General features: G+C 44.4%; 1 protein-coding gene. It reads right to left on the bottom strand.

Annotation, left to right across the window (positions count from 1 at the left end; all coding sequences use genetic code 11):
* Window positions 1–54 precede the first annotated feature (54 nt).
* A partial coding sequence (locus QTN95_RS21040; protein WP_331418895.1) for an IS5 family transposase occupies window positions 55–518 on the bottom strand: 464 nt, incomplete at its 5' end.

The raw sequence follows: 518 nt of genomic DNA, 5'->3' as shown, positions 1-518 counted from the left end.
GGCGTTGTTGATCAAATCAGCTTGAAGATCAACGACGCCATATATGACTAGCCGTTAGCTTCTAACAGGCATACCTAGTCCTATGACTTTGTTCATTGCTTTGACATTTGCCAGTGCCTCACCAACTTGAGCGTTATAACATCTCAAGCTCAATTTACTGCTGGTTAGTCCTTTATATCGAGACATTGCAGTCTCAGATATTGAGCGATAGTGATAACCCGACTCAGATTTCCACTCCGCTATTGTTCCGTTTTTCAGAGCCTTTACTGCTTCATTTCTGGGATGCCCATCTTCCCAAAGCGCCGCATTCTTGCGAGGCGGTATCAACGGAGTACTGCCCTTATTTTTCAGGGTCTCATAGCAACTTTTTGTGTCATACGCTCCATCGGCAGATACGGTATCTATCTTTCTACGTAAAGGGTTGAGTAATGTTGACAACACTTCGCTATCGCCAACACTTACAAGACTGACTTCTGCACTAATGGCCTCATGAGTTTCTACATCAACGGCTAAGTGCA

The sequence above is a fragment of the Vibrio sp. M260112 genome, assembly GCF_036533775.1.
Classification (GTDB): domain Bacteria; phylum Pseudomonadota; class Gammaproteobacteria; order Enterobacterales; family Vibrionaceae; genus Vibrio.
The sequence above is the reverse complement of the archived record's forward strand: the minus strand, read 5'-3'. Positions and strand labels throughout refer to the sequence as shown.